Origin of the sequence: Streptomyces sp. RP5T, assembly GCF_003933965.1 — a bacterium.
Lineage (GTDB): Bacteria > Actinomycetota > Actinomycetes > Streptomycetales > Streptomycetaceae > Streptomyces.
The window spans coordinates 1-668 of the sequence record NZ_RSAJ01001232.1 but is presented as its reverse complement, the minus strand read 5'-3'; the positions used below and the strand labels follow the sequence as shown (position 1 = coordinate 668).

Sequence of the window (668 nt, the reverse complement as noted above, 5' to 3'; positions counted from 1 at the left end):
GCCAGGACGAGCGCGAACGCCTCGTACGGCTGCTCGCGCGCGGTCGCTCGGTCCGCCTGACCGGCCCGGCCGGCTCCGGTCGCACCAGCCTCCTCGACCTCGTCGCCGAGGACTGCTCTGATCTCGCCCCCGACGGCGTGATCCGCCTCACCGGCTGGAACCGCACGGCGGGCGAGCTGCTGTACGACCTCTTCTACGCCGTCTTCGACGCGCCCCTGCACCGCCCCGACCGGGACGAGCTGCTCTCCTGCGTCCGGGACATCGGCGCGGTCGTCGTCCTCGACGACATCGAGTTCGGCGGCGCCGCCCTCGATGAACTCCTCGACGCCACCCCCGAGTGCGCCTTCGTGATCGGCGCGACGCCCGACGTGCCCGCGCCCTCGGCCGACTCCGCCGTCGAGGAGGTCTTCCTCAGCGGCCTGGAGCGCGCCGACGGTGTGGAGCTCCTGGAGCGTTGCGTCGGCCGCGTGCTGACGGAGGAGGAGTCGAACTGGGCCGGCGACCTCTGGTTCGAGTCCGAGGGCCTGCCCCTGCGCTTCGTCCAGGCCGGCGCCCTGCTCAGGCAGCGCGACCGGCTGCGGGCCGGGGCCAACGCCGTCGACGAGTTCGGTGTCTTCGCGGACGCCGCCCCGACCGACACCCCGCTCGCCCCCGAGGAGGGCGAGGAG

At 74.1% G+C, this 668-nt stretch carries 1 pseudogene; it reads left to right on the top strand.

The features are described from left to right. Positions 1-668, top strand: a pseudogene (locus EHS43_RS45580) (ATP-binding protein); the annotation flags it as partial.